The sequence below is a fragment of the Lysinibacillus sp. C5.1 genome, from assembly GCF_016350185.1.
Taxonomy (GTDB): Bacteria; Bacillota; Bacilli; order Bacillales_A; family Planococcaceae; genus Lysinibacillus; species Lysinibacillus sphaericus.
This window is the reverse complement of record NZ_CP066226.1, coordinates 3,597,279-3,620,066: the sequence shown is the minus strand read 5'-3', so window position 1 is coordinate 3,620,066 and position 22,788 is coordinate 3,597,279. Positions and strand designations below refer to the sequence as shown.

At 37.6% G+C, this 22,788-nt stretch carries 23 protein-coding genes; 12 read left to right on the top strand and 11 right to left on the bottom strand.

The genetic code is table 11. The features are described 5' to 3' along the window. Positions 1-292: 292 nt before the first annotated feature. The 4 genes from I5435_RS17790 to cysC are packed head-to-tail and all read left to right on the top strand — an operon-like array spanning position 293 to position 3,844. Positions 293-994, top strand: coding sequence for a phosphoadenylyl-sulfate reductase (locus I5435_RS17790; protein ID WP_024364863.1), 702 nt, complete (start codon positions 293-295; stop codon positions 992-994). Positions 995-1,010: 16 nt separating this feature from the next. Beyond that, the gene (locus I5435_RS17785; protein ID WP_024364864.1) at positions 1,011-2,072 is read left to right on the top strand and encodes a sulfate permease; all 1,062 of its coding nucleotides are present in this window, start codon (positions 1,011-1,013) and stop codon (positions 2,070-2,072) included. Between the two features lie 42 nt (positions 2,073-2,114). Then, positions 2,115-3,254, top strand: coding sequence for a sulfate adenylyltransferase (gene sat, locus I5435_RS17780; RefSeq protein WP_024364865.1), 1,140 nt, complete (start codon positions 2,115-2,117; stop codon positions 3,252-3,254). After that, positions 3,251-3,844, top strand: coding sequence for an adenylyl-sulfate kinase (gene cysC / locus I5435_RS17775; protein WP_025220383.1), 594 nt, complete (start codon positions 3,251-3,253; stop codon positions 3,842-3,844). The genes sat and cysC overlap by 4 nt, the downstream gene beginning before the upstream one ends. Before the next feature lie 151 nt (positions 3,845-3,995). On the opposite strand, the gene mnhG is transcribed toward cysC, so the two are convergent. The 7 genes from mnhG to I5435_RS17740 are packed head-to-tail and all read right to left on the bottom strand — an operon-like array spanning position 3,996 to position 9,757. Continuing rightward, positions 3,996-4,364, bottom strand: coding sequence for a monovalent cation/H(+) antiporter subunit G (gene mnhG, locus I5435_RS17770; protein ID WP_337982683.1), 369 nt, complete (start codon positions 4,362-4,364; stop codon positions 3,996-3,998). Further along, positions 4,348-4,629 carry a Na(+)/H(+) antiporter subunit F1 gene (locus tag I5435_RS17765; protein ID WP_024364868.1) on the bottom strand — a complete coding sequence of 94 codons (282 nt, stop codon included), beginning with the start codon at positions 4,627-4,629 and terminating at the stop codon, positions 4,348-4,350. The genes mnhG and I5435_RS17765 overlap by 17 nt, the downstream gene beginning before the upstream one ends. Then, the gene (locus I5435_RS17760; RefSeq protein WP_024364869.1) at positions 4,626-5,105 is read right to left on the bottom strand and encodes a Na+/H+ antiporter subunit E; all 480 of its coding nucleotides are present in this window, start codon (positions 5,103-5,105) and stop codon (positions 4,626-4,628) included. The genes I5435_RS17765 and I5435_RS17760 overlap by 4 nt, the downstream gene beginning before the upstream one ends. Positions 5,106-5,109: 4 nt before the next feature. After that, complete coding sequence (locus I5435_RS17755; RefSeq protein WP_108030981.1) at positions 5,110-6,597, bottom strand: Na+/H+ antiporter subunit D; 1,488 nt, start codon at positions 6,595-6,597, stop codon at positions 5,110-5,112. Beyond that, positions 6,590-6,931: a Na(+)/H(+) antiporter subunit C gene (locus I5435_RS17750; protein ID WP_024364871.1), complete on the bottom strand. Its 342-nt coding sequence runs from the start codon at positions 6,929-6,931 to the stop codon at positions 6,590-6,592. Before I5435_RS17750 ends, I5435_RS17755 begins: the two co-directional genes overlap by 8 nt. After that, entirely contained in the window at positions 6,931-7,353 is a 423-nt protein-coding gene (locus I5435_RS17745; RefSeq protein ID WP_024364872.1) for a Na(+)/H(+) antiporter subunit B, read from the bottom strand. Before I5435_RS17745 ends, I5435_RS17750 begins: the two co-directional genes overlap by 1 nt. Continuing rightward, the gene (locus I5435_RS17740) at positions 7,340-9,757 is read right to left on the bottom strand and encodes a Na+/H+ antiporter subunit A (protein WP_337982682.1); all 2,418 of its coding nucleotides are present in this window, start codon (positions 9,755-9,757) and stop codon (positions 7,340-7,342) included. Before I5435_RS17740 ends, I5435_RS17745 begins: the two co-directional genes overlap by 14 nt. 154 nt (positions 9,758-9,911) lie before the next feature. On the opposite strand from I5435_RS17740, the gene I5435_RS17735 reads away from it, so the two are divergent. Beyond that, entirely contained in the window at positions 9,912-10,475 is a 564-nt protein-coding gene (locus tag I5435_RS17735) for a DUF5366 family protein (RefSeq protein ID WP_024364874.1), read from the top strand. Between the two features lie 165 nt (positions 10,476-10,640). On the opposite strand, the gene I5435_RS17730 is transcribed toward I5435_RS17735, so the two are convergent. Further along, a complete protein-coding gene (locus I5435_RS17730) occupies positions 10,641-12,491 on the bottom strand; it encodes a transglycosylase domain-containing protein (protein WP_337982681.1) in 1,851 nt (616 codons plus the stop codon). Between the two features lie 348 nt (positions 12,492-12,839). Here I5435_RS17730 and I5435_RS17725 point away from each other — a divergent pair, with 348 nt between their 5' ends. Both I5435_RS17725 and I5435_RS17720 read left to right on the top strand, forming a co-directional pair. Next, the gene (locus I5435_RS17725; protein WP_024364876.1) at positions 12,840-13,427 is read left to right on the top strand and encodes a peptidylprolyl isomerase; all 588 of its coding nucleotides are present in this window, start codon (positions 12,840-12,842) and stop codon (positions 13,425-13,427) included. Positions 13,428-13,451: 24 nt separating this feature from the next. Beyond that, a complete protein-coding gene (locus I5435_RS17720; RefSeq protein ID WP_025220379.1) occupies positions 13,452-13,661 on the top strand; it encodes a hypothetical protein in 210 nt (69 codons plus the stop codon). A gap of 145 nt (positions 13,662-13,806) precedes the next feature. Here I5435_RS17720 and I5435_RS17715 read toward each other — a convergent pair whose 3' ends face one another. Further along, complete coding sequence (locus tag I5435_RS17715) at positions 13,807-14,976, bottom strand: MalY/PatB family protein (protein WP_337982680.1); 1,170 nt, start codon at positions 14,974-14,976, stop codon at positions 13,807-13,809. 73 nt (positions 14,977-15,049) lie between these two features. Here I5435_RS17715 and I5435_RS17710 point away from each other — a divergent pair, with 73 nt between their 5' ends. Further along, positions 15,050-15,310: a DUF1871 family protein gene (locus I5435_RS17710; RefSeq protein WP_024364879.1), complete on the top strand. Its 261-nt coding sequence runs from the start codon at positions 15,050-15,052 to the stop codon at positions 15,308-15,310. 110 nt (positions 15,311-15,420) lie between these two features. Here I5435_RS17710 and I5435_RS17705 read toward each other — a convergent pair whose 3' ends face one another. Beyond that, positions 15,421-16,761, bottom strand: coding sequence for a sodium-dependent transporter (locus I5435_RS17705; RefSeq protein ID WP_107894868.1), 1,341 nt, complete (start codon positions 16,759-16,761; stop codon positions 15,421-15,423). 243 nt (positions 16,762-17,004) lie between these two features. Between I5435_RS17705 and I5435_RS17700 the strand changes: the two genes are divergently transcribed. The 3 genes from I5435_RS17700 (at position 17,005) to yugI (ending at position 19,664) form a co-directional block, all read left to right on the top strand. After that, positions 17,005-17,553 carry an RNA polymerase sigma factor gene (locus I5435_RS17700; RefSeq protein WP_337982679.1) on the top strand — a complete coding sequence of 183 codons (549 nt, stop codon included), beginning with the start codon at positions 17,005-17,007 and terminating at the stop codon, positions 17,551-17,553. After that, positions 17,546-19,201 (top strand): hypothetical protein, encoded by a 1,656-nt coding sequence (locus tag I5435_RS17695; RefSeq protein WP_337982678.1) that lies wholly within the window; start codon positions 17,546-17,548, stop codon positions 19,199-19,201. Before I5435_RS17700 ends, I5435_RS17695 begins: the two co-directional genes overlap by 8 nt. An 88-nt stretch (positions 19,202-19,289) precedes the next feature. Then, positions 19,290-19,664, top strand: coding sequence for a S1 domain-containing post-transcriptional regulator GSP13 (yugI, locus tag I5435_RS17690; RefSeq protein ID WP_024364883.1), 375 nt, complete (start codon positions 19,290-19,292; stop codon positions 19,662-19,664). 52 nt (positions 19,665-19,716) lie between these two features. On the opposite strand, the gene I5435_RS17685 is transcribed toward yugI, so the two are convergent. Next, positions 19,717-21,024, bottom strand: coding sequence for a sigma-54-dependent Fis family transcriptional regulator (locus I5435_RS17685; RefSeq protein ID WP_024364884.1), 1,308 nt, complete (start codon positions 21,022-21,024; stop codon positions 19,717-19,719). Positions 21,025-21,172: 148 nt separating this feature from the next. On the opposite strand from I5435_RS17685, the gene pruA reads away from it, so the two are divergent. After that, entirely contained in the window at positions 21,173-22,717 is a 1,545-nt protein-coding gene (gene pruA, locus I5435_RS17680) for an L-glutamate gamma-semialdehyde dehydrogenase (protein WP_024364885.1), read from the top strand. The last annotated feature ends 71 nt before the right edge of the window (positions 22,718-22,788 follow it).

The window sequence follows — 22,788 nt, the reverse complement described above, 5'->3', positions numbered from 1 at the left end:
TATGAATAAAATTATTTGTATATAACGATAGTGACAGTTTAAAGAGGTGCAAAATGAAATTCTTTAAATATGTTTATATTTTTACAAAACCTAGTTGACTACTAGGTGTAATTTAGTATATATTGGGTAATAAGAAAAGTGATTGTTGAATGAGGTACAAGATTACTAGTTTACAATCATCATATATGCTGGCTAGTCAAACTAGAGGCGTTTTAACGAAGGTACAATGCATTATTGTATCTGTTGTTAAAACGCCTTTTTCTATATCCGAAAATGTTTCGAGGGGGATTTTATGTTAACGTATGCAACTTGGCAGGAGCCAACGACTAATTTTGAAGTGGATGAATCCTATAAGGGTGCACTTGAGGTGTTACGCTGGAGCTATGCACAATATGGCGATGAGATTGTATATGCGTGTAGCTTTGGTATTGAGGGAATTGTGTTGATTGATTTGATTTCAAAAGTAAAGCCAAATGCTACGATTGTTTTTTTAGACACAGATGTCCATTTCAAAGAAACGTATGACACGATTGAACGAGTAAAAGCAAACTATCCGCAGCTAACGATTATACTGCAAAAGCCTAAGCTGACACTTGAGGAGCAAAAGGCGCAATATGGCGATGAATTATGGAAGTCCAATCCTAATCAGTGCTGTGACATCCGAAAAATAAAGCCGTTACATGAGGCGTTATCAGGAGCAAAAGCTTGGATTTCAGGGTTGCGCAGAGAACAATCGCCAACTCGGCAACAGACAAATTTTATCAATCGTGATGACAAATTTAAATCCATTAAAATTTGCCCGCTTATTCATTGGTCATGGAAAGATATATGGCGTTATGTTTCCAAGCATAATTTAACGTACAATCCATTACACGATCAAGGCTATCCGAGTATTGGCTGTGAACACTGCACACAACCTGCATTTACGTTGGATGATTTACGTGCAGGTAGATGGCAAGGAACGGGTAAAACTGAATGTGGGTTACATGAATAGGGGCGTTTAAATCATGCTGGAATATATTGCAATAGCTATAAGTTTATTTTTTGCAATGAATATTGGGGCAAGTGGTGCAGCAGCATCCATGGGTGTTGCTTATGGGGCAGGCGCTATAAAAAAAGCATGGCATGCATTGTTAATTTGTGCGGTAGGGGTTTTGGCAGGCGCTATATTGGGTGGCGGTGAAGTTGTCAAGACTATCAGTTCAGGGATTATGCCACAACAGTATATTACTGTGAAAATCGTCATCATTATATTAATTTCTGCGACAAGTGCGTTGTTTCTTGCCAATTTGTTAGGCATTCCCTTATCGACGAGTGAAGTAACCGTCGGAGCGGTCGTAGGTGTAGGAATTGCCTACCGCGTGCTATATGTCAAATCATTGCTCGTGATTATGGCCTTTTGGGTAATCGTTCCTGTTATAGCGTTTGTCATTGCCTTTATAGTTGGCAAAGTACTGTATAAATTTCAAGGGAAGAGCTTTTTGAAAAACCACCCAATTTTAACAGTGCTACTCATATTTGCTGGATTTTTCGAAGCTTTTTCAGCAGGGATGAATAATGTTGCCAATGCAGTAGGCCCACTTGTTGGTGCTGGTATGATTACGGTGACAAAGGGTATTTGGCTAGGCGGTGCTTTTGTTGCACTAGGGGCGTTGTTGCTAGGAAGACGTGTACTCGAAACAAATGGCAAAAAGATAGTGCGTTTTGAAAAAGCTGAAGGCATTCTTATTTCAACTACAGGTGCCTTGCTTGTTGGTATTAGTTCATTGTTTGGCTTACCTGTGCCATTAACGCAAGTAACTTCCTCTTCTATTATTGGTATAGGAATGGCGAAAAGCGGTAAACAAATTTTTCATAAACATATCGTAAAGAAAATCATGTGTATTTGGATTGTATCACCCATTTTTTCATTAGCGATTTCTTATAGTCTAATTCAGTTATTTATGGAGAAAGATTTATATGCCATCGTCATTATGGGGAGCGTTATAATCGGAACGCTTGGTGCTATTAGTTTAATGCGAACAATGCGTGAAGAAGAACGCTCAATATACGATGCAGGTGAAGGCATTTAAATATAAAACATAGTATTTGAATAAAAATAGGGGGAATATTGAATGAGTTTACAACCACATGGCGGCACTTTAGTGCAAGCTTATAATCCACAAAAATCAGTAGTACATATTGAGAAGGAGATTGTTTTGGATACCATTGCGTTAAGTGATTTAGAATTAATCGCAATTGGAGGGTATAGCCCAATCGACGGTTTCTTAACTAAAGAAGATTATGAATCTGTTGTTGAACATACAAGGTTGGCCTCTGGCATTGTGTGGAGTATACCGATCACACTTCCTGTTGATCAGGCAGTAGCAGCAACTTTACAACCAGGTGATGAAGCAAAATTAATCTATGGTAATGATGTCTATGGTGTGATTCATATTGAGGATATATATGAACCAGATAAGCAAAAAGAGGCACTACTTATTTACGGTACACAAGACTTAGCCCATCCTGGAGTGAAAAAGTTACATGAACGGCAGGGGATATATGTTGGTGGTCAAATTACGTTAATTAAGCGTCTAGAGCAAATATTCCCTACTTATTCATTTGATCCAACAGAAACAAGGCAGTTGTTTAAAGACAAAGGGTGGCAAACAATTGTGGGCTTTCAAACGCGTAATCCTGTTCACCGTGCGCATGAATATATTCAAAAGGCGGCATTAGAAACAATTGATGGCTTATTTTTAAATCCATTAGTCGGTGAAACGAAGTCGGATGATGTATCTGCTGCTATACGTATGGAGAGTTATGAAGTGCTTTTGGAAAATTACTATCCTCAAAGTCGTGTGCAATTAGGTGTGTTCCCAGCGGCTATGCGCTATGCAGGGCCTAAGGAAGCCATTTTCCATGCACTAGTGCGGAAAAATTACGGCTGTACCCATTTTATTGTTGGACGTGACCATGCAGGTGTAGGGGACTATTATGGCACATATGATGCGCAAAAAATCTTTGAACAATTTACCGAAGATGAACTTGGGATTGTGCCTTTAAAGTTTGAACATAGTTTTTATTGCACTCGATGTGAAGGCATGGCAACTACAAAAACTTGCCCGCATGATAGTGCATCACATGTAATTTTATCAGGAACGAAAGTCCGGGAAATGCTCCGTAATGGAGAAGTGCCTCCAAGTACATTTAGCCGTAAAGAGGTTGTCGATGTACTAATAAAAGGCATGCGTAAGGAGGTATTAAAATGAGTTCTAATATCGTATGGCATGAAGCTTCTATTACGAAAACAGAGCGTCGCACGCAAAACAAACATCACAGCTTTATTTTATGGTTTACAGGATTATCGGCATCAGGAAAATCTTCCGTAGCAAATGCGTTTGCACGTACATTATTTGAGCGAGGTAATCAGGCGTTCGTATTAGATGGTGATAATGTAAGACATGGCTTAAATAATGATTTAGGCTTTGACGAAGTGAGCCGTAAGGAAAATATACGACGTATCGGGGAAGTTTCTAAGCTTTTTGTGGAGAGTGGTCAAATTGTACTCACAGCCTTTATTTCACCTTATCGACAAGATCGTCAAGTCGTTCGACAGCTAGTGGAAGAGGGGGAATTTTTAGAAGTGTATGTGAAATGCTCCGTAGAAACATGTGAACAACGCGATCCAAAAGGTCTATATAAAAAAGCGCGCAATGCGGAAATTGCTAATTTTACAGGTATTAGTGCGCCCTATGAAGAACCTGAACATCCCGAATTTATTTTGGATACTGAACGCTATTCTATTGAGGACTGTGTAGAGCAGTTAACAACGTTTCTAACGGATAAAGGCTATATTTAAAGCGTGCCAGTCACTCAAACAATTTCAATGTTTGCCCTAGAGCAATGATTGGGCAGGAGAAACAGCGACAGTAACAGACAAAGATATAGCAAAAAAGTGTTAGATTGATTGTAGTCAATCTAACACTTTTTCATTTTTGTCTCAACTTTGGTTATTTGATACCTTGTTCTTTTTTCATTTTCTCAATTTCTGGCCCTAGTTCATCACGTACGGTTCCTTTCCATGGCTTAACACCTGCTATGTAGGAGGAACGAGTCATAATATGTCCTCCTACAGGTCCAGTTATGAATAGAAACAAAATACCTAATAAAATACGTGGGTTAAAATGATCCTCGATCAGCCAAAAATAAAAGAATACACCTACCAACACACACATAACACCAAGTGTGGCACTTTTAGATGCGGCATGTGCCCGTGTGTACAAATCAGGTAATCGAATCAGCCCAATAGCTGTTACAACGATAAATATTACACCAATCGAAATAAATAAAATAACTAATGTATTAGCGAGAATTGTCACGTTTAATGATATCTCCTTTCTCTATAAATTTAGAGAAAGCAACAGTACCGATGAATGATAATATCGCTAATAATAAAACAATTTCTAGGAAGAAGCTTGTTTCCACTAAAACTGAAAATAACGCGATTAAAGAAATAAGTGATACACCTAAGGAATCAAGTGCTACGACACGATCTGATGCAGAGGGTCCTTTCACCATACGGTAAATCACTGCAATCATCGATAAGCAAATCACTACGATCGCTGCAATAATAAACGTCATCATGATTTACTCACCTCCAAAATAGCTTTTTCAAAAGAGTCGCGAATGGATGCAATGGCATCATCTACATCACTAATATCAATAGCATGGACAAACAATGTTTTAGCATCATCTGAAACATGCACTACAACAGTCCCAGGAGTTAATGTAATGAGACTTGATAGTAATGTAATTTCCCAGTCTTCTTTCAATACAGTTGGGTAAGCAAAGAAGGCAGGTTGCATGTCCAGCTTGGGCTTTAATACAACTTTCAATACTTGAATATTGGCTAATATTAATTCCTTGAAAAAGAGTACAGTGAGTTTAATAATTGCCCATACTCGAAATAAATAGAGACGTGTAAAGAAAAATCTTCTCATAATGACGAGCAATACAATACCAAGGATGAAGCCTACTATAAAGCCTGTTGCTGTGTAATTAGATGAAAGGAACATCCAAACGAAGGCAAGAGCAAAATTTAAAATAATTTGAAATGCCATAGCTCTAATCTCCCTTCATTACAGCATCTATATAAATAGATGGGTCATTTAAAAGTTTTGCAGCATCATTCATAAATGGTGTCATCCATTCCGAACCAACACCATAGGCAACGGTAATAAGCACTAATAGGACAGTCGGCACAAAAAGTGTAGTATAGACTTTTTTATCGACAGTTCCCTTAGTTTCCTTTTCCTCTCCCCAGAAGGCATATAGGAAAATACGAATAACCGACAGTAGGACAAGTAAAGAGGAGGCTAAAATAAAGATACTACTCCACATACTGCCAGCCTCAAAGCCCCCCTGCACAATTAAAAGCTTTCCAACGAAACCACTAAGTGGAGGAATCCCAGCTAAACCAAAGGCAGCAATTAAATAGAACCATCCAAGAGCAGGATATGTTTTCATAAGACCGCCCATTTTACGTAAATCTGATGTACCGGTAATGTAGATGACAATACCAATTAACATAAAGAGGGCTGCTTTTATAAGCATGTCATGTATCAAATAGAACATTGCGCCCTTTAGCGCCATTTCATTCATTTGGGAAACACCAAACAAAATGACACCTACTGCAATCACGATGTTGTAAATAATAATGAGCTTGACATCGAAATAGGCTAGTGCGCCGATACAGCCAGCAATAATTGTTCCAATGGCTAGCACCATTAGTAAATCATGTGTATACGATAAATCGTGTACAAAAAATAATGTGTATGTGCGCGTAATCGCATAAACGCCAACTTTAGTAAGCAGTGCACCGAAAAGTGTTAACACGGGAATAGGTGCAGCAGCATAAGAAGTTGGAAGCCAGAAGTAAAGTGGGAATATGGCTGCTTTTAGTCCAAAAACCATTAAAAACAAAACAGCAATTACGGTTATAATACCTGGCTGATGAATGTCGCTAATCTTTACTGCGATGTCTGCCATATTTAGTGTACCCACAACCGAGTAAAGGTAGGCTACCGTAATAACAAACAAAGCAGAAGAAATAACATTAATTAAAATATATTTAATGGAGCCTTTCAGTTGTCCTTTTTCTCCACCTAGCACAATGAGTAAATACGACGCCATTAAGAGTACTTCAAAGAATACAAATAAGTTGAAAATATCTCCTGTGGTAAAGGCACCATTTACACCAGTTAAAATAAACATCATACCAGGGTAATAGAAAAAGCGTTCACGCTCTTTTGTAATAGAGCCAAAGCCGTACCAGACAACAAAAAATGCAATGAGTAATGATGTAGTTACTAACAGTGCTGACATCATATCAGAAACCATTGTAATACCGTATGGTACTGGCCAATTGCCAAACGTGACTTTCTGAATGCCATCATTTTTAACTTTTAGTAAGAGCGAAACGGCTGAAACAAAAGCAAGTAGGATGCCCAGTAAAGCAAACGAACGCTGGTATTTTAAATTTTTTTGCCCAAACATTAAAATCATACCGAAGAAGAACGGAATGATAATTGGCAGTAAAAGGAAGTTATTCATCCTCATCACTTCCTCTCATTAAGCTAATATCATCTGTCTCAAGCTCTTGATAGGAGCGATAGGCAAGTACTAGGAAGAAAGCCGTTACACCGAAGCTAATAACAATCGCAGTTAAAATCAATGCCTGCGGTAAAGGATCAGCGAACGTTTTGGCTCCTTCTTTTAAAACAGGGGGTGCCTCACCTGTTAATCCACCCATTGTTAAAATAAGTAAATGGGCACCATGGCTTAAAAGTCCCGTACCAATAATAATGCGTAATAAGCTTTTCGATAATATTAAATAAACCGCTGCCATAAACAGAAAGCCAATGACAAACGCCATAATTATTTCCATTATTCATCCTCTCCAATCGTTTGAATAATGGTCATCGTAACGCCAACAACAACCAAGTAAACACCGCTGTCAAACAGCATTGCTGTGTGCAAAGACTGCTTACCTAGAAGCGGCAATTCGAAATAATCAAAGAAATGTGTAAAAAATGGTTTTCCTAAAAACATCGGGAATGCGGCTGTCGCAAATGCCAATAATAAGCCTGTAGCCGTTAAATACGTGTAGTTTATCGGTAAAACATTTCGCACTGTATTTAAATCAAAGGCAAGGACTAACAGTACAATGGCACTGGATGTTAAAAGCCCCCCGACAAAGCCGCCACCGGGTGTATAATGACCAGCTAGGAAGATATGAATGGAGAAGAAGAAAATAATGAAGAATACAATTTTAGCTGTAAATTGTATAATCACATCATTTGTTTTCATGTGGTTTCTCCTTTCTATTCATACGCAGCTTAATCATTGCTAAAATTGCCATACCTGCAATACCTAATACTGTAATTTCAAATAATGTATCAAAGCCACGATAGTCTACTAAAATCACATTGACAATATTACCGCCACCCGCTTTAGAATAAACGGTTTCTTCATAATATTTTGAGATGGTCGGCACAAGTTTTTGCGAATGTGCAGATAAAGCGATAAGTGTCACCATCACACCAACTGCGATTGAAATAATCGCCCGATTTAATTGAAAGCGCATGCGTTCTTCGCGCTTGCCAAGCTTCGGAAGATGATAAAACGCCAATAAAAATAACGCAACCGAAATGGTTTCAATAACTAGTTGAGTTAACGCTAAATCAGGTGCATTAAAAATAACAAAGAATAATGCAACAGTATAACCGACAGAGCCTAGTCCAATAATTGCTGTCAGTCGTGATTTTGCAAAAATTGTGATCGCTGTTCCAATCATTAACACGACAATTAAAATTAGTTCGTATGAGCGAATTGGTGCTGTACCTTCAAAAGATAGTGAAAAGGCATCTTTTACAAATAAGGTTCCAATTGAAATCGCTGTGATGCCACTAAACATATACAGTAGATAGTGACGCATAGACCCTGTCATATAAAGACGTGATACACGATTTAACCCTATATCTAAAGCAAGCATCATTTGGTCATAGGCATTATTGAACGTAAGAGCACGCGGGAATAGCTTGTAGATGCCTTGCCATTTAGGTAAGGCAACAAATAATAAGACGCCTATAATAACAATGCCAATTGTCATAACTAATTCTGGTGTAATTTCGCCATGCCAAGCTGACACGTGAATGTTGATATCTTCAGGTGCATTATATAAAAACGGCTGAATAGCTTGTACAGCCGGCTTCACAAACGTATCACCAATAAGATTCGGAATGAAGAAAATAATCACCACTAATGATGCTAAAATCATCGGCGATATAAGCATGCCTATCGGAGCTTCGTGTGGTTTATGAGCGTAAAGTTCTGGTTTATATTTTCCTGTAAATGTTCTACAAACAAAGTAAAAGCTGTAAATAAACGTAAAAATACTCGCAATCCAAGCAACAATTGGGAACAGCACGCCCCATGTATCAAAGCCGAAAAATTCGAAATTCTGAAGTGATAACATAGCTGTTAAAAACATTTCCTTACTTAGGAAGCCATTAAATGGTGGTAATCCTGCCATTGAAAAACTACCGATCGCCGCAACCGTAAAACTAAGAGGCATGATGCTCATTAATCCGCCAAGTCTACGTATATCGCGTGTACCTGTTTCATGATCGATAATCCCAGCAATCATAAATAAGCTACCTTTAAATGTTGCATGGTTAATCAAGTGGAAAATGGCTGCAAAAGCTGCATATTTAAACATTGAATCTGCTGCTCCATTTACATGAAATGCAACTGCACCAGCTCCTAGTAATGACATAATTAGCCCAAGCTGACTGACAGTAGAAAAGGCAAGAATACCTTTTAAATCGGTTTGCTTTACTGCAAAGAACGAACCCCAGAAGAGCGTTAGCAGACCAACCCCTGTAACAAGCCAAATCCAAAGTTCAGAAGCTGCAAAAATAGGTGTAAAGCGAGCAACTAAGTAAATACCTGCTTTTACCATTGTTGCAGAGTGAAGATATGCGCTGACAGGTGTCGGAGCCTCCATTGCATCCGGTAACCAAATATAAAATGGGAATTGTGCAGATTTCGTAAACGCCCCAAACAGCAATAATATAAGGGCCCAAATGAATAACGGATGTTGCACTAAGTTTGGTGCCATTGCAATAAGTTCACGGATTGAATATGTTCCACCCATTAAATAAAGAAGGATAAATCCTCCTAACATCATTAAGCCGCCAAAAACGGTAATCATCATCGATTTTAGTGCACCGAAGCGAGAAGCATCGCGTGTGTACCAATAACCAATCAATAGGAACGATGAAATAGATGTTAATTCCCAGAAAAAGTACAAAGTAATTAAATGGTCTGATTGTACAACACCGAGCATAGCGGACATAAATAGTAATAAGTAAACATAAAAATTATGTAGTTTTTCTTTATGTTTATCTAAGTAGAAAATGGAGTAAAGCACAACAAGTGAGCCAATTCCAGTAATTAGTAATGAAAATAATAAACTAAGTCCGTCTAAATAAGATACAACAGAAATATCAAGTGATGGTATCCATGGAATCCCATCATAAAATACTTCGCCTTTTGCAACTCTCGCTATATAAGTAGCATAAATCACGGCGAGTGTAGCAGGTACTGCAAGAACAAACCAGCCTGTGTGAATATTTTTAATGCTTTTATATATAAAAGGCACAAAAATTGCAGCAAGCATCGGGATGAAAATATAGAGTACTTGTAACAAAAAAATCCTCCTTTATGCAGGTAAGTGTAATAATTATAACGTACTTTTGTAGGGAATGCATATCGACTCGTAGGATTTAGCTTGGATACAAGGAGAATTTTAGCTATATTATAAATAGGAAGTTATCAAAAAAAACAGAGGAAAAAAATTTTTTATGAGGAACCCTTACATATATGGTTATTTACCATTAATTACAATTTTATTATTTAGTTTAACGTTCGGCATGTATGCCGTAGGTGAAGCATTACAGTTGTTTCAAGCAATCGGTGTTTATTCTGGAATGCGAGAATTTTTATCAGATTTTGAATTACGTGTATTGTTACTCATTGTGTTTGCGCTTATCTTTTTTATGGCTTTTTCAGCACTCAAACTAGTTGGTGAAACAATTCATGAACTAGGAATGTTGTTTTTTTCGAAGGACAATGAAGGGGCTGCGGTGAGTCAAGCACGTGGAGGCTACGTCATTTTATTTATTGGTGCAATGTGTTCTGCCTTTGCAATTCAATCTATCTATGTATTGGCAGGTATTTTTGTATTAACGGTCTTTATATATTTTATTTATCGTATTTATAAAATGAGCCTTTATATGTCTATGGGTGGAACAATTGGATTACTTATATTTGAGCTTTTCATGTGGACATTACTATTCTCGTTATTAGTTTATGTCATTTTAAAATTGTACAACGGCGTACTAGCAAGTCTCCCATTTGCCAAATAAAGTGCCAGTCACCCAAACAATTCTAAATTTTTTCTAAGTAAAAACCCACTTTGACTCCTGCGAAGGCTGATGATGTGCCTGCAGAAAACAAAGTGGGTTTTTATGCTAGTGCCAGTCACCGAAACAATTCACCGAAACAATTGGCGCTGATACACTAATAGAAAATTACTCTAGTAAAACATTAAAGAGTTTGTGATGAATTTTGTACGCTTCTAGTTTTTCCATTGGCTGTGGTTTATCATAGCCAAGCCACACAGCAGCGGTATATTGGTCATTTAAACCAGCTAGCCAATAATCACGGTAATCATTTGTTGTACCTGTTTTAGCCCCAACATAGCTACTATTGCTATAAACCCCTTGCCCCGTACCATTTGAGACAACTTCTGCAAGCAGCCCACGCATATATTTTACGGTTTTAGGCGACCAAATTTGGTCACGTGCCTTGTCCCAACTATATAGCTCAGTGCCATCATTAGCTGTTACTTTTCGAATACTGTGGGCTAGCACATAAGAGCCATCGATAAAGCTTGTATAGGCATCTGCAAGTTCAAGAGCAGTGACGCCATATGTTAATCCACCTAATGAAGCAGCGTAAGTATGATCCTTTGCCACCATAGAACGGAAATGGAAGCGATCAAGATAACTGAAAGCTGTATCTACCCCCACAGCGTTAAAAATGCGAAGAGCGGACGTATTGTAACTATTCCGGAATGCTGTATGAATTGTCACATCACCGTAGTTATATCCTCCATAATTTTGAGGACAAAAAGAACCGACACAATAGCGCCCACCATTGACAATGGAGTCTGGCGTATGAGTTGTTGTTTCAAAATAGGGTGCATAGACAGCAAGTGGCTTAAAGGCTGACCCTGGCTGTCGCGGACCTTGATAGGCTCGGTGATAATCAAACTTTTCGTAATTTTTTCCAGCATAGAGGCTGACGACTTCACGAGATGAATTGTTAATAACAGCACCCGCCGCCTGTAATTGGCCATTGCCTAAAATAGCAGTTATGCGCTCTTCATCATGATTCTGTTTAGTTGGATCCAGTGCAGTATAAATAGTTAAACCATTCTGATATAAAGTATTAAGTCGTTTGTCTAGTTGTGCTTGAATAGTTTTCTTTTCTTCTTCACTTTGCGTGTTGAGCAGTCGATCTGTATAGCCTTCCTTCTCGGCTACTAGCCAGCGTAACTCTTGAAGAACGTAAGTACTATACATCGGATAGCTTTGTACCTTGTTCTTAACATTTAAAGTGATTGGTTCTGCTTTATACGTCATTGCATCTTCTTTTGTAATAACACCACTTGTCGCGAGTGTATCAAGTAGACGTTCTTGTCTTGCCTTGGTATCATCAAAATGTTTTAAAGGGTTATAAAGAGAAGGATTGTTAGGGATAGCTGAAATAAACGCTATCTGTGCAATCGATAATTCTTGGATAGGTTTTTGAAAATAATAGCTTGCTGCACTACCTATTCCATAAACTTGATTGCTAAAATAGGATTCATTTAAATACATCGTTAAAATGGCATCTTTATCGTATTTCTTTTCAAGTTCATAGGCATAAAATAGCTCTGTTAGTTTTCTTTCGTATGTTTTTTCATCAGATAAATAACGCATACGAACAAGCTGTTGGGTAATGGTACTGCCTCCTTGTGAAGCTGAATTGGTGTTTGAGTTAGCAACCACCGCGCGTAAGATAGCGCTAAGATCGAAGCCGACATGATTATAAAAGTCTGCATCCTCACTAGCAATAAAAATTTCCTGGGCAATTTGTGGAATTTCTTGTAAAGTTAAAGGTTGTCGCCATTCGACATATTCCTCACTAAAGGTTTGGCCGTTCTGATCAACTAATGTGACAGGAAGCTGTACCTGTACTTCGGGAACCTCAATTTTCTTCTGAATTTGTTGTTCGTGGGCTTGTGCTGTACTCAGCTCTGCTCGTATATTTGTACCAATCCACCAAATGGTAGGTAAACATAGCGTTACAATAATAAAACCAAAAACTTTTTTCATATATGCCTCCAACTTTGAAAATAAGTCTTTCATCAGAATAGCATATTTTGGATGTATTCCAAATACTCGTTCAGACCTATTTACACAATACTAAATTACAAAATAACAATTGCCTTGAGGTCGTCTGTCATTCCAACATGATTTTGGGTTATACTACCATTGTTACTACACAGAAGTTTCTAGATTTTCACAAACATAATTGACTAAACGATTGTAAAATTGCAAAATTCGTCAATACTTTGATGGAGAAAACAGCTAGGAAGTATGTTAGACTAATATGAGGTCAGAAATGATAAGGTATAATCATTTTCGTTGAAACTGAAATTTACATTTAAAGGAGAGACTCCAATGTTTCCACAATTAACAACTGAAGTACAAGAAGGCGAAGTACTAGTAGAAATGAAAACAACGTTAGGTGCATTAAAAATTAAATTGTTCCCAAAACAAGCACCAAAAACAGTTGAAAACTTCTTAGGGCATGCAAAATCAGGTTATTATGATGGTATTATTTTCCACCGTGTTATTCAAGATTTTATGATTCAAGGCGGTGACCCTACTGGTACAGGTATGGGTGGAGAGTCAATTTGGGGTAACTCATTTGAAGATGAGTTTTCTGATGAATTATTTAACCTACGTGGTGCATTATCAATGGCAAATGCTGGTCCAAACACAAATGGTTCTCAATTCTTTATCGTACAAATGAAGCATCTTCCAAGTGATATGCTTCGTCAATTACAAGGTGCTGGTTTCCCAGAAGAAATTATTGAGGCATATGCACAAAATGGTGGAACACCATGGTTAGACCATAAACATTCTGTATTTGGTCATGTTGTAGAAGGTATGGATATCGTTGATAAAATTGCTGAAGTAGAAAAAGACTTCCGTGATAAACCTGTTGAAGATGTGAAAATCGAGTCAATTACAGTTTTTGAATAATTATTGTAAGGACGTGTAGAAAATATGGAACATTTGATGTATCAATTTTTATATTTCCCAGAAGATAAATCAGCGTATATTCCAGCAGCTTTTGAATTTTTAATTATGCTTATTTTATGTATAGGCGTATTTATGATTTTCCGTAAAATTTCTAAAAAGCAGGAATTAAAATCTAAGGAAATCGAAGCACGTATTTTAGCTGAGAGAAACAGCACCAACAATAGACACAATTAAAAAAAGCACTCTGCAAAAGAGTGCCTCCGACTATAGACAAACTTGAGATTTCCCGAGTTTGTCTATAGTCTTTTTATATACATCCCGACAGCAGGCACAGTGTAAGCCACAGCTTGAAAATTCACAATTGTGTGAGTGACTGGCACTATGACAATGCGAGCTTAAAACGAGCAACGGCATCTTTTACCGTATCAAATGAGCAAGCTACATTCATACGCAGGAAGCCACGGCCTTCTTCACCATATTTTGAACCAGGTTCTAGTGCAAGTTTTCCAACTTCAAGCAAACGTTGCATTAATTCTTTTTCATTGATACCTAGTTGGCGGCAATCAATCCACAATAAGTACGTACCTTGAGGCTTTGCAATGTGTATGCCTGGCAATTGCGTTAACTCGGCTATAACATAATTCATATTATTGGAAATATAAAGAAGTAACTCTTCTAGCCATGGTAATCCTTCTGTGTAGGCTGCTTGCAGTGCTACAGGAGCAAAGCTATTCAATGAACCTTGCCCGCAAGCCATATTAACCGCCTCTAAAAGCACCTGCTTTTTCTTATCAGTCGTAATAATATAAGCAACTTGAATTCCTGCAAGATTAAATGTTTTAGTCGGTGCCATACAGGTAATAACACGATTAATTTCATCTCCTGCTAGTTTTGCAAGCGGAGTATGTTGTGCACCATCTAACATTAAATCAGCATGAATTTCGTCTGAAATAATGAGTACATCATATTTTGCACATAAACGAATAATTTCTTTTAATGTGGCTTCGTCCCATACATAGCCTCCTGGATTATGTGGGTTACACAATATGTATGCTTTAACGTTTTGGGCAAGTGCCTGTTCAAAAGCCTCAAAATCATAGACAAATGTTCCATCTTGCGCGACTAAAGGGCAAGTAACCACTTCACGTCCATTACTTTTAGGGATATTAAAAAATGGCGGATAGACGGGAGTAGAAATAAGCACTTTATCGCCTTGTTGAGTCAGTGCAGTCAAAATATTTGCCAAAGCTGATACGACACCGTGGCTGAAAGAAATGGCTTCTTGCTCAATGTGCCAATTGTATCGGCTTTTTTGCCAATCTACAATCGCTTGTTTTGCTTCCTCGCCTACATAGCTATAGCCAAAAATCGCTTCTTTAGCATGTTTTTGCAGTGCTGCTGCAACTGCAGAAGGTGGAGCAAAGTCCATGTCCGCTATCCACATTGGTAATATTTCTGTTGTATCGCTTAATCCATAAATTTTCTCCATTGCGTCCCATTTTACTGAGTTAGTACAACGACGATTTAAAGTTTGATCGAAAATCGACAAGCAAATCCCTCTTTTCTTTTTTTTTTACTATGGTATCATACCTATTAAGATTAAAGGATAATAGGTGAGTATTTTGGATAATATAAAAATGAATCGAACAGCCGTGCATCTGCTAGCAGAGTGGGATCCTTTCCACTTAGGTGCTGAGCATTATGATACAGAAACAGCAGATGTTGTTGCAGCACTACAAAGTATTGATGACCCATCTGCTCTTGCGAAGGTCATTCAAGAAACTTACGAGCACTCGTTTGAACAGTGGATTCCAATTGAAGATTGTGTTGCCATTTCATATAAACTACTGGCCATTAAGTTTGAAGCAAAATGTATTATTTAAATCGACATATAGTGTTTTTTTATTGGAAAGGTTTGTGTGCAAATGATTGCACGAAAGCTGCTTCCTTATAAAAGTGAGGTTGTCTTCTGTTTTTAGACAACCTCACTTTCTTATTGAAATAACGGCAAAATACCTTGGATAAAAATAAGCAAAATCGCAATAGGTGACACATAACGAATTAAAATATACCAAGTGTTAAACAGTAGACTTGAGGAAGCAAGCTCTTTACGAGAAATATCCTTTGTATAATAATAGCCTGCAAAAATAGAAATCAGTAAGGCACCGATTGGCATGCCGACACTATTTGTAATAAAGTCTACAAAATCAAAAATGGAACGATCTAATATTTTGACATCTGATAGAATACCGAAAGATAGGGCACTCGGAATTCCGAAGATGAAAATAATAAGTCCACCAATCCATGCGATTTTTTTACGCTTCTCGGGTTTGTCTCCAATGGCGATAGCTACTACAATTTCTAACATTGAAATCGAAGAAGTCACTGTAGCAAACAGTAAGAGAATAAAGAAAATCGTTAGGAATAGGCCCCCAAGTGGCAATTGCTCAAAAACAGCAGGTAAGATAATAAAAACAAGCCCTGGCCCTTGGTCGGGTGTATAGCCTAGCGCGAATACAGCTGGGAAAATAACTAAACCTGCAAGAAGCGAAATAATAATATTCATAGATGCTACATTAATGGCTGAATTACCGATTTTTTCGGTTTTAGGGAGATACGATGCGTACGTAATCATAACAGCTATACCAACACTTAAGGAGAAGAATGCTTGTCCAAGCGCTTTTAAAAATGTTTCAGCATTTAAGTAAGACCAGTCAGGTACAAACATAAATTTTACGCCTTCCATTGCACCATCAAGTGTTAAGGAACGGATTACTAACACAATAAAGAAAATAAATAGTAGTGGCATCATCCACGTACTTGCTTTTTCAATCCCACCTTTAATACCTCCAGATACGATAGCAATCGTTAACAGTAAAAATAACCCTTGCACAAGTACCGCTTCAAATGGACTAGAGATAATATTGCCAAACAAATCAGCATAATTTCCGTTATGACCATCACTTGTTAATTGAAACGTTAATGAACGTCCTAAATAACTTAAAATCCATCCGCCTACTACACTATAGAAGGATAGTATTAAACCCGCAATAATCATGCCGCCCCATCCTATTAAAAACCATGGTTTTCCTGGGGCTTGTTGTTTGAACGATGTTACAGCATCCTTTTGCCCACGACGTCCAATCATAAATTCTGCAATTAACACCGGCAAACCGATGAAAAATGTACATAAAATAAATAATAAAATAAATACACTTCCGCCGTTGGTTCCCGCCATATAGGGGAATTTCCAGATTGCGCCTAATCCTATGGCGCTACCAGCAGCAGCTAAAATAAATCCAATTTTTGTTGAAAATTGATCTCTAGATGACACGAAAATAAAGCCTCCTTATACTAAAGTTCTATTTTACCGCAAATATGGCATAACACAAGGCAAATTTCTGAAAATTGATTATAAATACTTTTTACGCCCCAACGTCTTACTACAAGTAGAATTCTTTAAACGAAATGCATGATTTACTATCAATTCTAGCGATTTTCTCAAGCTAGCCAGTTACAATTAAAATTGTAACAATTAGGAAGAACAGGTCGTTACATAGAAAAGGAGGGATAACGAGTGAATGAAACGGAATTAATCGAGCGAGCACAACAAGGTGATAAAGAAGCTTATATTGAACTAATTCGCATCCATCAGCGAACAGTTGAAAAATTTGCTTTTCAATGTGGCGTACATAGTAGTGATTTAGCGGATGTTTCACAAGAAGTTTTTGTCAAGCTATACCGTTTTTTACATCAATTTAAGCAGGATCGATTTACGACATGGCTTTATAAAGTCACACTTAATGCTACCCGTGATTATTATCGAAAAGAGCGACGTGAACAAGCAAAGGAGGAGCTGTTAAGCGCGCAGCGACAAGCCCCAAGTCCTTCAGCTGAAAAGCATGTCCTTAATTTTGAGGAAGACCGTGTATTGCATCATAGCATTCAAGCGCTTGATGAAAAATATCGCTATCCGCTCGTCTTGTATTATTTTCATGAGTTGAAGTATGAGGAAATTGCCGAGGTACTTGGCATTTCGTTATCCACTGTAAAAGTACGCATATTGCGGGCAAAAGAAAAACTTAAAGTAGCTTTGACACAGGAAGGGAGTGTTGAGAATGGATGATCAACAATTTGACAAGCGCATGGCACTGTTGAAAAAATCATACGACCGAATGGAACCTCAATTAAATCCCGACAATGTTTTCAAGCAAATCGAAGAAGAAAAAGAAGAAGCACTGCCTAAGCAATCAATTACCGCACAACAAAAACAAGCCGTAAAATGGCAGAAGCCAGCAGTATGGATAGCAAGCGTTGCAAGTGTGTTGCTAATTGGTCTCTTAGTATCGTTTTATACATTGAATCAACAGGAAAATACACACAGTGAAGTAACACAAGATGTGCCTGTTGAAAAGGCAGTTGAGGAAGAGATAGCAGATTACTTAACGAAAAAATTTAATAGTAAAAAGGAGGATATTAGAAAGGAATTAAAAGTGACCAAAGATGAGCTAGAAGCCTTTGATTTTATTAAAAACGCAAATTCAATGTTAGATTTTTATCTTACGACTAATTTGCATTTGAAATTAACGGATGAGAACTATGTGGAAATTATGGAAGAAAATATAATGAATCGGTTAATGACTCCTAAGCGGGCGGTAGAAAAGATAGAAACTTTTAGAAATTTAAGTTTTGAGGAATCGTTTGCCGTTTATAGTAACTACGTTATTTCTGTAGAGGAATTGGAGCGTTTTTATAGCAAGCTTCTTGAGCCTTACCAACAGCAATTAAAAGAAAATGAAGATGTAAAACAATATCCATCTAATTTACAAGCTATTATTGAAGCGGCAAATAATCAATATATGGAGTTGAAAACGGATGGAAATGGTGTGTTTTATTTTAAATCAAATCCAATCGATGGAGAATTTGCTCCGCAGTATATCAACCAATTACATCCGGACGTTTTCGGGTATTTCGAATATTTAAAAATGGGTTACTTATTATTGGCAGATGACTTACGATATACGCGAGAAGAAACGGCGCGCTCACTTAAAATAATGGAACGTACATTACTTGCAGATGTAAATGCTAGTTCTCTTGATTACAAGCTTTTAGAAGAAACCTATAAAAATACGTGGGTGGTATTATTGCTAGGTACAAAACAATATCCTGCCATAGCAAATGACGGGCAACCTCATCAGGACTATATGAAATTTTTAGAGGAAGTAGCTAGTGGAAAGTATGGTGAAGTAATGCAAAAGACCGCTGCTACTATTTTAGGAGAATTACAGCAAATGCAGCAATCCGCTACATTATCACAACTTGAACCTTATGATATCTGGACAATACTTTTACAGACACGGCAAGAAACAGCAGGTACTATTAACGACAGTGACTTTAATGTTGTCGATATGAATGAGTCTCGTATTGCACAAATAAAAGGAATATATGAACAATATAAAAACAATAATGATGAAGCAATCATCAATCAACTACACCCAATCAATATTGCCTCACTTTACTTATATGCTGTGACCATTGACGATAAGGCAGTGCAAAATGCTTTATTAACACCAGATGCCGAAGTGGATGCAAGTATGTTACAAACGATACAGAGTCTTGATGTTTTTAGTCAGCTAGGCGAATATAATGGAATTTTTCCTACCGTCGCTGCTCGTGTTGCTATAGGCAATCAGGAAAAGTACGGAAGGCAGTTCCTCATCAAGTTTTCAAAATCAGAGGAAGGTTATTATCGTATCACAGCAATCATGGATTGATGGGATGATTTTTTGCCCCACTTATTGACGTATGTTATAATTTATCGTGATATATACGTAGCAAACATATAGAAAGTGGGCAAAGGTTATGGCAAAAAAATATGAATTAGGAGACGTATTGACCGGAAAAGTTACAGGTATTCAACCGTACGGTGCATTTGTAGCACTTGATGACGATACACAAGGGCTCGTGCATATTTCTGAAATTACGTACGGCTTTGTAAAAGACGTCAGTGAGTTTTTATCAGTTGGGCAAGAGGTTGAAGTCAAGGTACTTGAAATCGATGAAGCGGCCGAAAAAATTAGTTTATCGATTCGTGCCTTACAAGAGCGCCCAGCAGCAAGAAAAAAAGACGCACCACCCCGAAAATCATTACAGGATCGAGTGGATGAATCCGATGCGAATGGTTTTAATTCCTTAAAAGATAAATTACAGGACTGGATCGAACAGTCAGGACATTAAAAAACGAGGATGCTTTCATGTGAAGGCATCCTCGTTTTTTATTTTTTATGATTTAGCCCTTTTTCATCTTCCGTATGCGATATTGCAGGTTTTGTCGGCTCATACCGAGAGCACCAGCAGCCTTTGTTATATTGCCTTCATATAGATTTAAGACATTTTGCACATAATAGGATTCGGCTTCTCGTAAATAAGCATCGAGAGGCATGACATCGTTTTGCTGGTGGAACATGAAAAATTCAGGTTCATGGTCAGATGTGTCTTGGCTTTGCACTTTAAATCGAAAATGAACAGGTAGTAAATCAAACGTAACGGTTGATTCTGTTGTCATAAACGAAACGATTTCATCTAGCAATAGTTCGAGTTCCTTTAAGTTTCCTGGCCAATCATATTGTAAGAATAGTGCTTGGACATCCGGTGCAAGTTCTGCCACATTTGACGCAAATCGCTCACGATGACGACTAAAATAATCTGCCACGAACGGTAAAATATCTTCTTTGCGATCTGTTAAATTTGGAATAGTAATGGACATTGTTGCAAAGAAATAATAGAGAGATTTAGACAGCTTATTTTCTGCAATAAGTGTAATTGGGTCACTGCCGACACTACCGATTAGCATATATTTGGATGGTGGTAATGACTGTAATAACTCAAGTAACTGTTCCTGAATTGGAAGACTTAAAAAATCAATACGTTCGAAGAAAAAAGTATAGGCTTTATCATCTTGTAAAAGTTCCTGCACCTTATCGAGCACTGATTTTGCCGAACGTCGACTAAATAATGTAACAAAGGCTTCAGGATCAGTAGAAGCTGCATGATGAATACCTTCTGCAACTAAATCTTTGCCTGTACCAGATTCACCGATAAGTAAAACAGGTAATTTTACCGCCGCCGCTTTTTTAGCGTTGACAATAACTTGTTGCATTGCTTCAGATACTGCTGTAATCATATCAAAAGTTAAAGGTTCACCATATCGTCGTAGCGGCTGATAGACTAATTTTTCTAAAGATGTGATATCACGTGCGAATTCAATCGCACCAATCAATTGATTATTTTTAAAAAGAGGGAATGTATCATTAATGGTTGTAATTTCATGGCCGTTTTTATTCCAATAGGTTTGTTTCACATTCATTTCTTGTAAACCGGTTTGTAACACCCGCATTAAAGTACTTTCATGTTGACGGAAGGAAAACAATTCAATAATTGAACGATCTGCTAATTCATCAAAATGAAACCCTTCGATTTCTTTCATTTTTGAATTATAGATAATTGTTTTACCCGTTACGTCAATCGCATGTATACCAACGGATACATTAGTTGCAATAAACTCATAAAAGGGTAGTAATGGTTCAGAATTATTCATAAAATGTGCACCTCAAAAATTTTTTACTTGAAATATGCAACGAAATTTTGCATTATAATAAGTGTAAGAATATTTTATACGCAAAAATATTTTGCGTCAATAGTTTTTGCATACTAAATATTTACAGCTCACAAAAGGAGGATATAGTATGATTCCATACAAACATGAACCATTTACAGATTTTTCTCAAGAGGCAAATTACAACGCATATTTAGAGGCATTAAATAAAGTCGAAAGTTATTTAGGTCAAGACTATCCATTAATTATTGGTGGAGAGCGCATTACTACAGAAGATAAAATCGTTTCATATAACCCAGCAAAAAAAACACAGGTGATTGGTCGCGTTTCAAAAGCAAGCAGAGAATTAGCTGAAAAAGCAATGCAAGTAGCTGACGAAACATTTAAAACATGGAAAAAAGTAGATCCAGCGATTCGCGCTGATGTGTTATTCAAAGCAGCGGCAATTATCCGTCGTCGTAAACATGAGTTTTCAGCATTATTGACAAAAGAAGCAGGTAAACCTTGGAATGAAGCAGATGCAGATACAGCAGAAGCAATTGACTTCTTAGAATACTATGGTCGCCAAATGTTACGTATTAAAGACGGCCAACCAGTAGAAAGTCGCCCAGGCGAATACAACCGTTATGATTACATCCCATTAGGAATCGGTATCGTTATTTCACCATGGAACTTCCCATTCGCAATTATGGCTGGTACTACAGTAGCAGCTTTAGTAACAGGGAATACAGTATTATTAAAGCCAGCTTCAACTACACCAGTTGTTGCATATAAATTTATCGAAGTTTTAGAAGAAGCAGGATTACCAGCAGGTGCTGTTAACTACGTACCAGGTTCTGGTGCAGAAGTTGGTGATTACTTAGTTGATCATCCGAAAACGCGCTTTATCAGCTTCACTGGTTCTCGTGATGTTGGTTTACGTATTAACCAACGTGCAGCAACACATAACGAAGGTCAAATTTGGATTAAACGCGTTATCGCTGAAATGGGCGGTAAAGATACAATTGTAGTCGATAAAGAAGCAGACTTAGAGCTTGCAGCACAATCAATTGTAAAATCAGCTTTCGGCTTCTCAGGTCAAAAATGTTCGGCATGCTCTCGTGCTGTTATCGTAGAAGATGTTTATGACACAGTAGTGAACCGTGTAGCAGAGCTTACTAATGAATTAACAATCGGTGACCCAGCTGACAACAGCAACTTCATGGCAACAGTAATCGACCAAGCAGCTTTCAATAAAATTACTGAATACATTGAAATCGGGAAAAAAGAAGGACGCCTTGTAGCAGGTGGTACAGCAGATGATTCTGTTGGTTACTTCATCAACCCAACAGTGTTTGCAGACGTAGATCCTTCTGCTCGCATCATGAAAGAAGAAATTTTCGGACCAGTTGTAGCAATTGCAAAAGCAAAAGATTTCGATGAAGCGATTGAAATTGCAAACGACACAGAATACGGCTTAACAGGTGCAGTTATTACAAATAATCGTATGAACCTAGAAAAAGCGCGTGAAGATTTCCACGTTGGTAACTTATACTTCAACCGTGGTTGTACAGGTGCTATCGTTGGATACCAACCATTTGGTGGTTTCAACATGTCTGGTACTGACTCAAAAGCTGGTGGCCCAGACTACCTACAACTTCATATGCAAGCAAAAACAACTTCAGAAATGCTTTAATTTTTACTGAATTTTAATGTGGGACGACACGACATGTTCAAAGATAGACTGTTATAGTAAGTAGAAAAAGT

What these genes read in the sequence shown, in the direction of transcription:
- I5435_RS17790 (WP_024364863.1), top strand. Translation starts at nt 293, where the DNA reads ATGTTAACGTATGCAACTTGGCAGGAGCCAACGACTAATTTTGAAGTG.
- sat (WP_024364865.1), top strand. Translation starts at nt 2,115, where the DNA reads ATGAGTTTACAACCACATGGCGGCACTTTAGTGCAAGCTTATAATCCA.
- cysC (WP_025220383.1), top strand. Translation starts at nt 3,251, where the DNA reads ATGAGTTCTAATATCGTATGGCATGAAGCTTCTATTACGAAAACAGAG.
- I5435_RS17765 (WP_024364868.1), bottom strand. Translation starts at nt 4,629, where the DNA reads ATGATGACGTTTATTATTGCAGCGATCGTAGTGATTTGCTTATCGATG.
- I5435_RS17760 (WP_024364869.1), bottom strand. Translation starts at nt 5,105, where the DNA reads ATGGCATTTCAAATTATTTTAAATTTTGCTCTTGCCTTCGTTTGGATG.
- I5435_RS17755 (WP_108030981.1), bottom strand. Translation starts at nt 6,597, where the DNA reads ATGAATAACTTCCTTTTACTGCCAATTATCATTCCGTTCTTCTTCGGT.
- I5435_RS17750 (WP_024364871.1), bottom strand. Translation starts at nt 6,931, where the DNA reads ATGGAAATAATTATGGCGTTTGTCATTGGCTTTCTGTTTATGGCAGCG.
- I5435_RS17745 (WP_024364872.1), bottom strand. Translation starts at nt 7,353, where the DNA reads ATGAAAACAAATGATGTGATTATACAATTTACAGCTAAAATTGTATTC.
- I5435_RS17735 (WP_024364874.1), top strand. Translation starts at nt 9,912, where the DNA reads ATGAGGAACCCTTACATATATGGTTATTTACCATTAATTACAATTTTA.
- I5435_RS17730 (WP_337982681.1), bottom strand. Translation starts at nt 12,491, where the DNA reads ATGAAAAAAGTTTTTGGTTTTATTATTGTAACGCTATGTTTACCTACC.
- I5435_RS17725 (WP_024364876.1), top strand. Translation starts at nt 12,840, where the DNA reads ATGTTTCCACAATTAACAACTGAAGTACAAGAAGGCGAAGTACTAGTA.
- I5435_RS17720 (WP_025220379.1), top strand. Translation starts at nt 13,452, where the DNA reads ATGGAACATTTGATGTATCAATTTTTATATTTCCCAGAAGATAAATCA.
- I5435_RS17695 (WP_337982678.1), top strand. Translation starts at nt 17,546, where the DNA reads ATGGATGATCAACAATTTGACAAGCGCATGGCACTGTTGAAAAAATCA.
- yugI (WP_024364883.1), top strand. Translation starts at nt 19,290, where the DNA reads ATGGCAAAAAAATATGAATTAGGAGACGTATTGACCGGAAAAGTTACA.
- I5435_RS17685 (WP_024364884.1), bottom strand. Translation starts at nt 21,024, where the DNA reads ATGAATAATTCTGAACCATTACTACCCTTTTATGAGTTTATTGCAACT.
- pruA (WP_024364885.1), top strand. Translation starts at nt 21,173, where the DNA reads ATGATTCCATACAAACATGAACCATTTACAGATTTTTCTCAAGAGGCA.